9 protein-coding genes are annotated in these 12,988 nt (G+C 66.2%); 4 read left to right on the forward strand and 5 right to left on the reverse strand.

The genetic code is table 11. The annotated features are described in order from the left end of the window. Window positions 1–3: 3 nt before the first annotated feature. The 3 genes from wspA to HMPREF1224_RS21200 all read right to left on the reverse strand — a co-directional run bounded on the left by wspA (window position 4) and on the right by HMPREF1224_RS21200 (window position 5,300). Entirely contained in the window at window positions 4–1,632 is a 1,629-nt protein-coding gene (gene wspA, locus HMPREF1224_RS21190) for a Wsp signal transduction system chemoreceptor WspA (RefSeq protein WP_003106291.1), read from the reverse strand. 266 nt (window positions 1,633–1,898) lie between these two features. Further along, entirely contained in the window at window positions 1,899–3,518 is a 1,620-nt protein-coding gene (locus tag HMPREF1224_RS21195; RefSeq protein ID WP_003106293.1) for an MFS transporter, read from the reverse strand. A 108-nt stretch (window positions 3,519–3,626) separates the two neighbouring features. Continuing rightward, window positions 3,627–5,300 (reverse strand): GMC family oxidoreductase, encoded by a 1,674-nt coding sequence (locus HMPREF1224_RS21200; RefSeq protein WP_003117468.1) that lies wholly within the window; start codon window positions 5,298–5,300, stop codon window positions 3,627–3,629. Between the two features lie 176 nt (window positions 5,301–5,476). Between HMPREF1224_RS21200 and HMPREF1224_RS21205 the strand changes: the two genes are divergently transcribed. After that, window positions 5,477–6,382 (forward strand): LysR family transcriptional regulator, encoded by a 906-nt coding sequence (locus HMPREF1224_RS21205; RefSeq protein ID WP_003092552.1) that lies wholly within the window; start codon window positions 5,477–5,479, stop codon window positions 6,380–6,382. A 36-nt stretch (window positions 6,383–6,418) separates the two neighbouring features. Here the strand turns inward: HMPREF1224_RS21205 and HMPREF1224_RS21210 are convergent, their stop codons facing one another. Beyond that, window positions 6,419–7,114, reverse strand: a complete 696-nt coding sequence (locus HMPREF1224_RS21210) for a tellurite resistance TerB family protein (RefSeq protein WP_003106298.1) — start codon at window positions 7,112–7,114, stop codon at window positions 6,419–6,421. A gap of 321 nt (window positions 7,115–7,435) precedes the next feature. Here HMPREF1224_RS21210 and HMPREF1224_RS21215 point away from each other — a divergent pair, with 321 nt between their 5' ends. The 3 genes from HMPREF1224_RS21215 to HMPREF1224_RS21225 all read left to right on the forward strand — a co-directional run bounded on the left by HMPREF1224_RS21215 (window position 7,436) and on the right by HMPREF1224_RS21225 (window position 11,187). Further along, on the forward strand, window positions 7,436–9,298 hold the full coding sequence (locus tag HMPREF1224_RS21215; protein WP_010793372.1) for a flavin monoamine oxidase family protein: 1,863 nt from the start codon (window positions 7,436–7,438) through the stop codon (window positions 9,296–9,298). A 323-nt stretch (window positions 9,299–9,621) separates the two neighbouring features. Then, complete coding sequence (locus HMPREF1224_RS21220) at window positions 9,622–10,263, forward strand: two-component system response regulator TtsR (RefSeq protein ID WP_003092560.1); 642 nt, start codon at window positions 9,622–9,624, stop codon at window positions 10,261–10,263. A 120-nt stretch (window positions 10,264–10,383) separates the two neighbouring features. Next, window positions 10,384–11,187 carry a PA3715 family protein gene (locus tag HMPREF1224_RS21225; protein ID WP_003113840.1) on the forward strand — a complete coding sequence of 268 codons (804 nt, stop codon included), beginning with the start codon at window positions 10,384–10,386 and terminating at the stop codon, window positions 11,185–11,187. 78 nt (window positions 11,188–11,265) lie between these two features. Here the strand turns inward: HMPREF1224_RS21225 and HMPREF1224_RS21230 are convergent, their stop codons facing one another. Further along, a complete protein-coding gene (locus tag HMPREF1224_RS21230) occupies window positions 11,266–12,972 on the reverse strand; it encodes a WG repeat-containing protein (protein ID WP_003113839.1) in 1,707 nt (568 codons plus the stop codon). Between the last annotated feature and the right edge of the window lie 16 nt (window positions 12,973–12,988).

Below are 12,988 nucleotides of genomic sequence, written 5' to 3' on the forward strand. Positions count from 1 at the left end.
GCCTCAGACTTTGAAGCGGGATACGCCGTTGCGCAGCCCGTTCGCCACCAGGTTCAGCTCATCGATGGCGAAGCTGGCCTGGCGCAGCGACTCCACGGTCTGCCCGGTGGCCTCGCCCAGTTGCACCAGCGCCTGGTTGATCTGCTCGGCACCGGTAGCCTGGGCCTGCATACCCTCGTTGACCATCTGCACCCGCGGCGCCAGCGCCTGCACCTGCTGGATGATCTGCGACAGTTGCTCGCCGACCTGGCCGACCTCGGCGATACCGCGGCGGACCTCCTCGGAGAACTTGTCCATGCCCATCACCCCGGCCGATACCGCCGACTGGATCTCGCGCACCATCTGCTCGATGTCGTAGGTGGCGACCGCGGTCTGGTCCGCCAGCCGGCGCACCTCGGTGGCCACCACGGCGAACCCGCGGCCGTACTCGCCGGCTTTCTCCGCCTCGATGGCGGCGTTCAGCGAGAGCAGGTTGGTCTGGTCGGCGACCTTGACGATGGTGGTGACCACCTGGTTGATGTTGCCGGCCTTCTCGTTGAGGATCGCCAGCTTGGCGTTGACCAGGTCGGCCGCACCCATCACGTGGTGCATGGTTTCCTCCATGCGCGCCAGGCCCAACTGGCCGGAACCGGCCAGGGTCGAAGTCTGCTCGGCGGCGCCGGAGACTTCGCTCATGGTCCGCACCAGGTCGCGCGAGGTGGCGGCGATCTCGCGAGAAGTGGCGCCGATCTCCGTGGTGGTCGCGGCGGTTTCGGTGGCGGTGGCCTGCTGCTGCTTGGAGGTCGCGGCGATCTCGGTGACCGAGGTGGTGACCTGCACCGAAGAACGCTGGGCCTGCGACACCAGGCCCTTGAGCTCTTCGGCCATGCCGTTGAAACCGGTCTCGATGGCGCCGAATTCGTCACGCCGGCCGAGGTTCAGGCGTGCGGTGAGGTCGCCACCGGCCATCAGGTCGAGGCTGCGGACGATCTTCTGGATCGGCTGGGTGATCGCCCGCAACAGCAGGAACCCGCAGATGCCGGCTACCACCACCGCCAGCAGCAGGGTCACCAGCATGCTCAGTTCGGCATCGTCCACCGCGTTTACGATGTTGTCCGAGGCGCGGTCGGCGATGTCCTTGTTCAGCTCGATCATCTCGTTGAGGTACTTGCGGCCCTCGCGCCAGTGCTCGGTCAACGGGCCGGCGACGAGCTTGCCGGCTTCCTCGAAGCGCTTCTCGCGGTAAAGCTCGAGCACCTTGTCGTGCTGCTCCAGGTAGTTCTTGCGCACGGCCTGGAAACCGGCGAGCAACTCGTGGTCGCGGGCCTCGTCCGGGTTCATGGTCTTCTGGTAGGAGGCGATCTGCTGGTCCAGGCGCTCCTCGCTGGCGAGGATACTGTCGGCCTCGGCCTTGCTCAGCTCGTGGTCGTCGGTGATGCCGAACAGTTCCTGGGTCTGCAAGTAGTTGTCGGTCCACGAACTGCGTACCAGCGTGATGAAGTACATCCCCGGCATGGCGTCGTCCTGGACACGGTAGGCGCCCTTTTCCACCGTCAACATCTTCACGTACGCAGTAGCGGCCATCAGCAGCATGATCGCGATGATCACGGCGAAACTTGCCAGGATTCGCTGGCGAACAGTCCAGTTCTTCACATTTTTCCCCAAGACTCGAGTCCGGATTCGTTCCTGCCGCCACAACGGCCCGTCAATCGCGCGGACTGTATAGGCCGTCCCCGGCACCGGCAAGCAGCGCCATAGGGTTTTCCCGCTATTGTAGGCGCTGGAAAGGCGTTTTTTGACGCCAGAAGTGTGGCAGAAAGAGAAAGAAAGAAAACTGGCAAGCCAGACTTTTCTGAGAAGACAGGTTCATCACGGAGGGAATGTGCGCCCCGTCCCCATGCCGGGAACGGGGCGCGATTTCACCGGTGGATGTCGGTATGGCGGGTTTCGCGGAGGAACAGCAAGGCGCAGACCAGGCTACCGCCGGTGATCAGCACCGGATACCAGAGGCCGTAGAAGATGTCGCCGGTGTACACCACCAGGGCGAACGAGACCGTGGGCAGGAAGCCGCCGAACCAGCCGTTGCCGATATGGTACGGCAGGGACAGCGAGGAATAGCGGATGCGGGTCGGGAACAGTTCGACCATCAGCGCCGCCAGCGGGCCATAGCAGAGGGTGGAGATCAGTACCAGGGCGAAGATGATGGCGATCACCATCGGCTTGTTCACCTGGCTGCCGTCGGCCTGCTGCGGATAGCCTGCCGTCTTCACCGCGGCCGCCATCGCTTCGGCGTCGAAGCCGGCGATCTCGGTCTCGCCGATCCGCACCCTGACGTCGCTGCCGGCGGGCGCCGCCACCGTCGAGTAGGGCAGGCCGGCCTTGACCAGGAAGGTCTTGACCTTGTCGCAGGGGCTGTCGAAGGTCGCCTTGCCTACCGGGTCGAACTGGAAAGTGCAGGTCGCCGGGTCGGCCACCACGCTGATCGGCGACTGCCGGCTGGCCTGGTCGATGGCCGGGTTGGCGTAGTGGGTCAGGCCCTTGAACAGCGGGAAGTAGAACAGCGTGGCGAGCAACAGGCCGGCCAGCAGCACCGGCTTGCGGCCGATGCGGTCGGACAGCCAGCCGGCGACGATGAAGAACGGCGCGCCAAGCACCAGGGCGACGATCAGCAGACCGTTGGCGGTGCCGCCATCGACCTTGAGCACCTGGGTAAGGAAGAACAGCACGTAGAACTGCGCCGTGTAGAAGGTCACCGCCTGGCCGGCATTGATGCTGAACAGCGCGGTCAGCACCACCTTCAGGTTGCCCCACTGGGTGAAGGACTCGCGCAGCGGCGCCTTGCTGACCTTGCCCTCGGCCTTCATCTTGAGGAACGCTGGCGACTCGCGCATGGACAGGCGGATCCAGGTGGAGATGCCCAGCAGGACGATGGACAGCAGGAATGGCAGGCGCCAGCCCCAGGTCTCGAACTCGTCGCCGGTCAACTGGCGACAGGCCAGGATCACCAGCAGCGAGAGCAACAGGCCGAGGGTCGCGGTGGACTGGATCCAACTGGTGTAGCTACCGCGCTTGTTCGCCGGGGCGTGCTCGGCGACATAGATCGCCGCGCCGCCGTACTCGCCGCCCAGGGCCAGGCCCTGGAGCATGCGCAAGGTGACCAGGATGATCGGCGCGGCGACCCCGATCGAGGCATAGGTGGGCAGCAGGCCGACAGCGAAGGTCGACAACCCCATCAACAGGATGGTCACCAGGAAGGTGTACTTGCGCCCGATCATGTCGCCCAGGCGGCCGAACACCAGCGCGCCGAAGGGCCGCACCAGGAAGCCGGCGGCGAAGGCCATCAGGGCGAAGATGAAGGCCGTGGTGTCGTTGACGCCGGCGAAGAACTGCTTGCTGATCACCGCCGCCAGGGCGCCGTAGAGGAAGAAGTCGTACCACTCGAAGACCGTGCCCAGCGAGGAGGCGAAGATCACCTTGCGCTCCTCCTGGGGCGTGGTCGCAGGCACTGTGTAGGAAGGGGTCGTTGCGTACTCGGTCATTGCGGCTCTCCCGCCCCTTGTGGGGGCTCTTATTGTTGTCTGCCATTTCCGTTTTCAGCGTCGACCGCTGCGGCGCCGGGCGCCACGCGATACGGGGTGTAGCGATCCTCAGGCCTCCACCGCCTCCTTGCCGCCGGCCGCCATGGCGCTTTCGACGACCTGCGGCGCGGCCTCGCGGCGGCGCTCGGCGAGAATCATCTGCGCCGCCTTCTCGGCGATCACCAGCACCGGCGAACAGGTGTTGCCGGAGGTCAGGCTGGGCATGATCGAGGCATCGGCGATGCGCAGGCCGGGGATTCCGTGCACCCTCAATTGCGCATCCACCACCGCTTGCGGCCCCTGGCCCATGCGGCAGGTGCCGGCAGGGTGGAAGATGGTGGTGCCGATCTCCGCCGCAGCGCGCTGCAGATCCTCTTCGCTGCGGTATTCCGGGCCGGGCTTGTATTCCTGCGGACGGAAGGCGGCCAGCGCCGGTGCGGCGGCGATGCGGCGGGTCAGGCGTATGGCGTCGGCGGCGACCTTCAGGTCGCGCGGATCGCTCAGGTAGTTGGGCTGGATCGACGGCGCCTCGCCCGGGTCGAGCGAGCGGATGCGCACCGTTCCCCGGCTGTGCGGACGCAGGTCGCAGACCGACGCGGTGAACGCAGGGAAGGCATGCAGCGGCTCGCCGAAGCGATCCAGCGAGAGCGGCTGGACGTGGTATTCGAGGTTGGCCGAGGGCTGCTGCGGATCGGAGCGGGCGAAGGCGCCCAGTTGGCTCGGCGCCATCGACAACGGCCCGCTGCGGCTCGCCAGGTAGCGCAGGCCCATGCCCAGCTTGCCCCATAGGCTGCCGGCGATCTGGTTGAGGGTGGGAACGCCGTCGACCTTGTAGATCATGCGCAGTTGCAGGTGATCCTGGAGATTGCCACCGACCCCGGGCAACTCGTGGACGACCCCGGCGCCGAGCTGCTCCAGCAGGTCCCGCGGGCCGATCCCGGAGCGTTGCAGCAGGCACGGCGAACCGATCGCGCCGGCGCTCAGGACGATCTCGCGGCGCGCCTCGAAGCGCTGCTCGCGGCCCTGCCAACGGACCGACAGGGCCCTGGCGCGGCCGTCCTCGAGGAGCACTCGCTGGACTTCGGCATGGGTCAGAACCGTCAGGTTGGCGCGCTGGGCGATGCCGCGCAGGAAGCCTTTAGAGGCATTCCAGCGCACCCCGCCGCGCTGGTTGACCTGGAAGTAGCCGCAGCCTTCGTTGTCGCCACCGTTGAAATCCTCGACGCTGGCGATGCCGGTCTGCGCCGCCGCCTGCTGGAAGGCATCGAGCAGCTTCCAGGAGAGCCGCTGGCGTTCTACCCGCCATTCGCCGCCGGCGCCGTGCATTTCGCTGGTCCCGGCGAAATGGTCCTCCATCCTGCGGAACAGCGGCAGCAGCTCTCTCCAGCTCCAGCCCGGATTGCCTTCGGCCACCCACTGGTCGTAGTCGCGGGCCTGGCCACGCATGTAGATCATGCCATTGATCGAGGAGCATCCTCCGAGCACCTTGCCGCGCGGGTACTTCAGGGAACGACCGTTGAGCCCGGGGACCTCGTCGGTGTCGAAGCACCAGTCGGTACGCGGGTTGCCGATGCAGTAGAGGTAGCCGACGGGAATGTGGATCCAGGGATAGTTGTCCGGGCCGCCGGCTTCCAGCAGCAGGACACGGTTGGCAGGGTCGGCGGAAAGCCGGTTGGCCAGCAGGCAGCCGGCAGGTCCGGCGCCAACGATGAGGTAGTCGTAGGTATCCAGTACCTCGGGCATGGCGAGCCTCGTCTTGTCGTTCTTGTGATGGGCCGTCGGACCTGCGGATGACCGGCAAGTCTCGAACGGCTTGAGGCTAGTCGTTCATTCGCGATAAAAAAACAAACGTTTCGGGGCAGCTATTGTTCGTTTTCTAACAGCCCCCCCCCCCCTCGGCCCGGCAGAAGGCTCTCCCCATGTTCGACTGGAATGACCTGCGTTTCTTCCTCGAGTTGCAGCGCAGCGGTCGCCTGCTGACCGCCGCCAAGCGTCTCGGCACCACTCACGCCACGGTGGCCCGGCACATCGAGAACATCGAGCGCGACCTCGGCACCCAACTGTTCGCCCAGCACACCGGCGGCTACCAGTTGACTCCGGCCGGCCAGGCGCTGCTCAAGCACGCCGAGGCGATGGAGAACACCGCGCTGCTCGCCCAGGAAGAAATGAGCCAGAGCATCTCGCCGCTGGGGCAGATCCGCATCGGCGTCACCGAAGGCCTCGGCAGCGTCTTCCTCGCTCCGCGCCTGGCGCAATTGATGCGCCACTACCCGGGCCTGGAGGTCGAGCTGGTCTCGGTGCCGCGCTTCGTCAGCATCACCAACCGCGAAGCGGACATCGCCATCTCCCTCGACCGGCCGAGCGCCGACCTGGTGATCACCCGCCTGCTGACCCGCTATCGCCTGGCGTTGTTCGCCAGCCCCGCCTACCTGGAACAGGCGCCGCCGCTGCGCGACCGCGACGACCTCGGCAGGCACCAGTGGATCGGCTACGTCGACGACCTGCTGTTCAGCCAGGAACTGATGTTCCACCACAGTTTCTGCCGCCACCCGCAGGTCGTGTTCCGCAGCACCAGCGTGGTCGCCCAGCAGCAGGCGGCACAGGCCGGCATCGGCCTGGCGATCCTGCCGCACTTCATGGGTAGCCGCGATCCGTTGCTGGTACCGGTGCTGCCCGAGGAAAGCATCCAGCGCGAGTACTGGATGAGCACCCGGCGGGAACTGCACCGCTCGGTGCGCCTGCGGGTGGTCTGGGACTTCCTGCTGGAGCTGTGCCAGCGCGAGCGAGAGGTTCTGCTCGGCCCTTCGGCAACGCCGCCGCCATGATGGCGGCGGTTATCCGCGGAACGACTCTCCGCCGTCTCAGGCCAGGCGTTGCAGCGCCTGTCTGGCCTGGTTCTCCAGCTCCAGCTTGAACGAGGGTTCCAGGCGCAGCTGCCGCGCCAGCTCCTCGAGGTAGGAGCGCTCCATGAAGCTTTCCTCGTCGACCATCAGCAGGCTGGCCAGGTACATCTCCGCGGCGATCTCCGGGGTGCTCGCGGCACGGGCGATCTCGGCCGGGTCCAGCGGCTTGTTCAGCTCGCGCTCCAGCCAGCCCTGCACCTCGCGGTCGCTGGTCAGCTTGGCCACCTCGCCTTCGATCATCTGCCGTTCGCGCTCGTCGATGTGGCCGTCGGCCTTGGCCGCACCGACGATGGCCTGGAGGATCGCGTGGCTATGCACTTCGGCCTGGGCTTCCGGCAGGCGGTCGACGGTCTGCGGCTGCGCCTGCGGCGCGGCGCCGTTCTGTTGCTGCTGCCAGTTGTTGTAGGCCTTGTAGGCGATCACCCCGAGCGCGGCGAGGCCGCCGTAGGTGATCGCCTTGCCGCCGAACTTGCGCGCCTTCTTGTTTCCCAGCAGCAGGCCGATGGCGCCGGCCGCCAGGGCTCCGCCGCCGGCGCCGGAAAGCAGGCTGCCGAGCTGTCCGCCGCCGCTGGCGCCGGGCTTGCCGCCGGACTTGTTCTGCAACATTTCCTGCCCGGACTTGAGCAATTGGTCGAGCAAACCACGGGTATTCATGAGGAACCTCCAGGACGTTCGGTAACAACCGGATTCGACCGACTCTAGCCCTTCGCGTCCGCGCTGCCCGCCGGGAGTTTGCTTCGAGATATTGCCGGCCTCCCCGGACACCGTGGCAAAGCGCGACACATGTCACATTTCTCCAGATAGAGGCCTAGTGCCAGCAGAAAGCCCTTCGACGCGCCGGCATGGCCCTCTAAACTCCGCGCCCGCCCGCGACTGCGGGTCGGCGTCCGACGCCAGCCGCTCCGCGCGCATTCGCAACAGCAATCTGTGAACATGGCTCCCCCGAGCCACCCACTGCCTCGCAAAGGACTTCCCATGACCATCTCCCGCCGCGACTTCCTGAACGGCGTAGCCCTGACCATCGCCGCAGGCCTGACCCCCGCCGAGATCCTCCGCGCCGCCCCCGGCGGCCGCTACTATCCGCCCGCGCTCACCGGCCTGCGCGGTAGCCATCCGGGCGCCTTCGAAGTCGCACACCAGATGGGCTGGGAGAAGAAGACCTTCGATGTCGACCACCTGCCGATCGAAGAGGAATACGACCTGGTGGTGGTCGGCGGCGGCATCAGCGGCCTCGCCGCCGCCTGGTTCTATCGCGAACGGCACCCCGCGGCGCGCATCCTCGTCATCGAGAACCACGACGACTTCGGCGGCCATGCCAAGCGCAACGAATTCCAGGCCGGCGGGCGCACCATCCTCGGCTACGGCGGCAGCGAGTCGCTGCAATCGCCGAACGCCCTCTATAGCGAAGACGCCAAACACCTGCTGAAACACCTGGGCGTCGAGCTCAAGCGCTTCGAGACAGCCTTCGACACCGACTTCTACCCCGGCCTGGGCCTGTCCCGCGCGGTGTTCTTCGACAAGGCCAGCTTCGGCGTGGACAAGCTGGTCAGCGGCGACCCGACGCCGATGGTTGCCGACGAGGTCCCCCGCGATCGTCTCAATGCCCGCTCCTGGCGCGCCTTCATCGGCGACTTCCCGCTGAGCCGCGAAGACCGGGAGGCGCTCATCGCGCTGTACGAGTCACCTCGCGACTATCTTGCCGGCAAGAGCGTGGAAGAGAAGGAAACCTACCTGGCGAAGACCAGCTACCGCGACTACCTGCTCAAGAACGTCGGGCTCTCGGAAACCTCGGTGAAGTACTTCCAGGGCCGCAGCAACGACTTCTCTGCCCTCGGCGCCGACGCCCTGCCGGCGGCCGACGCATACGCCGCCGGCTTCCCCGGCTTCGACGCCCTCGGCCTGCCGCAACCCAGCGAGGAGGCCCAGGCGGAAATGGACGAGCCGTACATCTACCATTTCCCCGACGGCAACGCCTCGCTGGCTCGGCTCATGGTGCGCGACCTGATCCCCGCGGTGGCGCCGGGCCGAGGCATGGAGGACATCGTCATGGCCCGCTTCGACTACTCGAAGCTGGACCTCGCCGGGCACCCGGTGCGCCTGCGCCTGAACAGCACCGCCGTCAGCGTGCGCAACCGCGCCGGCGGCGTCGATGTCGGCTACAGCCGCGCCGGCCGCCTGCACCGGGTACGCGGCAAGCACTGCGTGATGGCCTGCTACAACATGATGGTGCCGTACCTGCTGCGCGACCTCTCCGAGGAGCAGGCCCATGCGCTGAGCCAGAACGTCAAGTTCCCGCTGGTGTACACCAAGGTATTGCTGCGCAACTGGCAGGCCTGGAAGACCCTCGGCATCCACGAGATCTACGCGCCGACCCTGCCCTACTCGCGGATCAAGCTGGACTTCCCGGTCGACCTCGGCAGCTACCGGCATCCACGCGACCCGCGGCAGCCGATCGGCGTGCACATGGTCTACGTGCCGACCACCCCGAACGCCGGCATGGACGCCCGCACCCAGGCTCGCGTAGGCCGCAGCAAGCTCTACGCGATGAGCTTCGAGCAACTGGAAAAGGACATCCGCGACCAGCTCCAGGCCATGCTCGGCCCGGCGGGCTTCGACCACCGCCGCGACATCACCGGCATCACCGTGAACCGCTGGTCGCACGGCTACTCCTACTTCATGAATACCCTCTACGACGACGAGGCGGAAAGCGAAGCGCTGATGGAACTGGCGCGAAGCAAGGTCGGCAATGTCGCCATCGCCAACTCGGATGCGGCCTGGGATGCCTACGCCCATGCCGCCATCGACCAGGCGGTGCGGGCAGTCCGCGAACTGGGTTGAAGGACGGCGACGGCAGCGGAACCCGCGCTGCCGTCGCGCCCTTCCGATGTCCAGCAAGACTGACAGAAATGTACTGACAGCGATTTCAACCCCTACTCCACGAAAGCCGTTCAAAGACCCTATGTTTCTCGGCCTCCCCTCGAAATAACCTAGGGAAAACACATAGGAAATTTCCTACTAGCATTCAGAAAAGTCCTGATTAAACCGACAGACACCATCGCTAGAATTCGAGCCCGTCCGGAGCTGCCTCCTGGCGGATTATCCGCCTGCCGGCGTTGCCGGTAGCCGCTGCGGAAACCTCCACCTCGATCGGGTTCGATTTCATGAAAACACGCGTCATCCTCGTCGACGACCACGCCCTCACCCTGATCGGCATGCGCTATCTGCTGAGTGCGTACGACGACCTGCGGATCGTCGCCCAGGCCCAGGACGCCGATGGCTTGCTGGCGCAGCTCGAAGCGCACCCCTGCGACCTGCTGATCACCGACCTGATGATGCCCGGCAGCCAGCAGGCCGACGGCTTGCGCCTGGTGCAGAAGGTCCGGCGGCGCTATCCGGACCTGCCGATCATCGTCGTCACCATGCTCGGCAACCCGGCACTCGTTTCATCCCTGCTCAAGCTGGGCATTCACGGCCTGGTGAGCAAACGCGGCATGCTCGACGATCTGCCCAAGGCGATCCGCCACGCCGGCCGTCGACCATTCATCTCGCGCTCCATCGCACACCTGCTGGAAGTGGGCGAAGCCGAGCACGGCAAGCCGCTGGCCAGCCTCGAACAACTCACCCCGCGCGAAGTGGAAGTGCTGCGCCTGTACGGCAGCGGCCTGGCGGTCGGGGAAATCGCCATCCGACTGTGCCGCAGCAAGCAGACCATCAGCGCGCAAAAGAGCAGCGCCATGCGCAAGCTTGGCCTGGACAGCAATGCCGGACTCTTTATCTACATCCGGGAAAACGGCCTGGCCTGAGCAGCGCGGCCGCGATATGTCCGCCCCGCCAGCCCGCTTCGCAAGGTCCGCGCAGCCGCTAGAATGTCCCGCAGCGCCGGGCGTCATCCGTGCCCGCCTCCACCAAAGGACTCTTTTCACATGGACCGTAACCGCCGCCTCTCCGCCCGACTCTGCCTCCTGCTGCTGGGACTCGCCAGCCAGGCCGAAGCCCGCGAACCGCAGCCCTGCGCGTCGCGACTGCTTGACGCCGTAGCCAGGCAGGTCGGCCACGATGGCTGGATAGCCCCTTCGTACGAATCTTCCGGTCCGTTCCTCGCCGTGGCCTGCAAGCCCTGGCCGGACGACCCCGCGCAGACGGTGATCGCCATGGCCTACCTGGATCCGGGCGACACCGCCGTGGAAGGCGAACGCCACCCGCATCTGCTATTGGCCAAGGCCGACAGCCGCAGCGGCAGGCTGCTCGAACGCTACGACAGCGACTTCGAAGAAGACGCCTCCGTCGCCGTCGGCAGCGACAGCCTCTGGCTGGACACCGCGCGCTATCGCCTGAGCCCGACGGTGCGCGCCTTCGGCGTGGTATTCCATAGCGTGGCGCGTGGCGCCAGTTGTCCGGAAGCCGGCTTCGACAACCTGCTGACCCTGGTGGTGCCGGCCGGCGAAGGCAAGCTGCGGCCGGTGCTCAATACCTACCTGGACCAGTGGAGGACGCTGAAAGGCTCGGTCTGCTCCGCCGAGCCCGGGTTCGAACAGGAAGTCTCGCACCTGACCCTGGAACTCGGCCGCGGACGCTCCAACGGCTTTGCCGACCTGGTCATCACCTCGCGGGTCAGCGACGGCGAAACGGAGAACGGCAAACCCTTGCGCACGGTGAAGCGCACGCTGCGCTATGACGGCGAGCGCTACCCGTTCGAGGAGTATTCGGACTTCTGGCACCGCCAGTGAGGGGAGACCGTGGCCAGCAGCCACGGCGAAACAGCGGAACCGCGCGCCCGCCGCAAGGGACGGACGCGCCCGGGGAACTCAGCTCTCGCTGGTTTCCTCGCTCTCTTCGACGGGCGCCGGCTCCTGCTCCGGCTCGCCTTCGTCGTCCTGCTCGTCGTCCGACTGGCAATACGGGGTCGGGTCCTGCGGCCAGATCGCCTTGCCATTGCCGTCGAGCAACTGTTCGGCGCCGCAATCGGTGGTGGCCACGGTGAAGCGCGGCTTGCCGTTCAGGTCGTACAGTGCGCGCAAGGTTTCCGTCGCCTCGTCGCCAGTGCCGCTGACTTCGTAGCCCAGGATGTAACCCTGCTGCGGATTCACCTCCAGCTTCTGCCAGAGCGCTGGAACCAGCGTGCGTCCCTGGCGATCGAGCAACACGGTGTGGGCAGCGTTGTCCATACCGTCGAGACCTTCCAGGAAACGACCGTCATACGCAGACTGGATGCTGATCAGTTCGTCCGGCTCCAGCAGCATCTTGCCGCTGCGGTCCATCAGGCCCACCACCGGCACCTGGCTTTCCGAACCCATGAAGCTGACGGTTTTCTGCGGCCCGCCCTTCTTCGCCACGACGAACAGGTCGTTGCCCAGCGCGCCGATCTGCGCATAACCCGGCTTCACCCACTCGCTGCCTTCGTCGAGGTTGAAGATGCCGAAGTCGGCGCTGAACAGGCCGGTGCTCACGCCGACGGCAGCCAGGCCGGGCACGTCGACGGTGTAGCCAAGCGCGGTGAGGCCGGCGCTGTCGGCCGAATCGTACTGCGGCTGCACCTTCCAGGCGCCGCTGCGATCGATCAGGCCGTACTTGCCCGACGAGCCATCTTCCATGCGCTGCTGGGCCAGCCCGCCCTGCTTGCCGAAGGCGCCGCAACCGGCGAACTGGGCGGCGATCGCCACCTTGCCCTGGTAGTCGAGGTAGCCACAGGGGCTGTCGTACTTCTCGCGGAACGCGACCAGACCGTTGGCCGGGGTGCCCAGGTAATCGTAGCTCTTGCCGTCACCGACCACGTCGCCCTTGGCATCCACCAGTTGGGAGCCCTTGCCGATGACGCTGGCGCTCATCACGCCGTCGTGGAGGTCGCCCAGGCTCTCGTAGGCCACGGCCTTCTGTTCGCCGGTAGCGAGGTTGATGATCCACTTCTCCTCGCCACGCTCGGCGCTGATCAAGCCGCCGTGTTCGGCGACGCTGCCGTTGACCAGGGTGGTGTCGTAGAGCGCCTCGGTGAGCTGCTTGCCCTTGGCATCGAGGATGCCGCGCTTGCCATCGATCTCGTAGATGATGAATTCGTTGGCACTGTTGGGGTAGATGTCGTCGAAACGCGGCGCCTGGACTTCCTTGCCCTGGCCGTCGACCACGCCGTACTTGCCATCGCGGACGAAGCCATAGAGGTTGGGGGTGAGCAGCGACAGGGCTTCGCCGATATCGTCGCGCAACACCTTGCCGTCCTTCGCCTGGATCAGGTTCCAGCGCTCCTCGCGCGCCGCCATCAGGGTGCCCTGGTAGGCGCTGGCGACGATATTGTCGTAGTCGTTGTCGAACGGCACGAGCAGCTTGGCGTCCTGGTCGATCACCGCGCACTGGCCGTTGAGGCATAGCGGGATGCTCAGTGCAGCCATGCTCGGTGCGGCCGGTTGCGGCGCGACCGCCGCAGGCTTCGGCGCATCGTCGCCCTGGTTGCAGGCGCTGAGGAGCAAGGTGGAAACGGAGACGGCGAGGGTGTTGCGGCCGATACGCGACAGTCTTTGCATGCGGATATGTTCTCGT

Origin of the sequence: Pseudomonas sp. P179 (assembly GCF_000478485.2) — a bacterium.
GTDB lineage: Bacteria > Pseudomonadota > Gammaproteobacteria > Pseudomonadales > Pseudomonadaceae > Pseudomonas > Pseudomonas aeruginosa.

Bases quoted from the DNA above. Each gene is read 5' to 3' on its own strand.
- HMPREF1224_RS21195 (WP_003106293.1), bottom strand. From the start codon at position 3,518: ATGACCGAGTACGCAACGACCCCTTCCTACACAGTGCCTGCGACCACG.
- HMPREF1224_RS21200 (WP_003117468.1), bottom strand. From the start codon at position 5,300: ATGCCCGAGGTACTGGATACCTACGACTACCTCATCGTTGGCGCCGGA.
- HMPREF1224_RS21205 (WP_003092552.1), top strand. From the start codon at position 5,477: ATGTTCGACTGGAATGACCTGCGTTTCTTCCTCGAGTTGCAGCGCAGC.
- HMPREF1224_RS21210 (WP_003106298.1), bottom strand. From the start codon at position 7,114: ATGAATACCCGTGGTTTGCTCGACCAATTGCTCAAGTCCGGGCAGGAA.
- HMPREF1224_RS21215 (WP_010793372.1), top strand. From the start codon at position 7,436: ATGACCATCTCCCGCCGCGACTTCCTGAACGGCGTAGCCCTGACCATC.
- HMPREF1224_RS21220 (WP_003092560.1), top strand. From the start codon at position 9,622: ATGAAAACACGCGTCATCCTCGTCGACGACCACGCCCTCACCCTGATC.
- HMPREF1224_RS21225 (WP_003113840.1), top strand. From the start codon at position 10,384: ATGGACCGTAACCGCCGCCTCTCCGCCCGACTCTGCCTCCTGCTGCTG.
- HMPREF1224_RS21230 (WP_003113839.1), bottom strand. From the start codon at position 12,972: ATGCAAAGACTGTCGCGTATCGGCCGCAACACCCTCGCCGTCTCCGTT.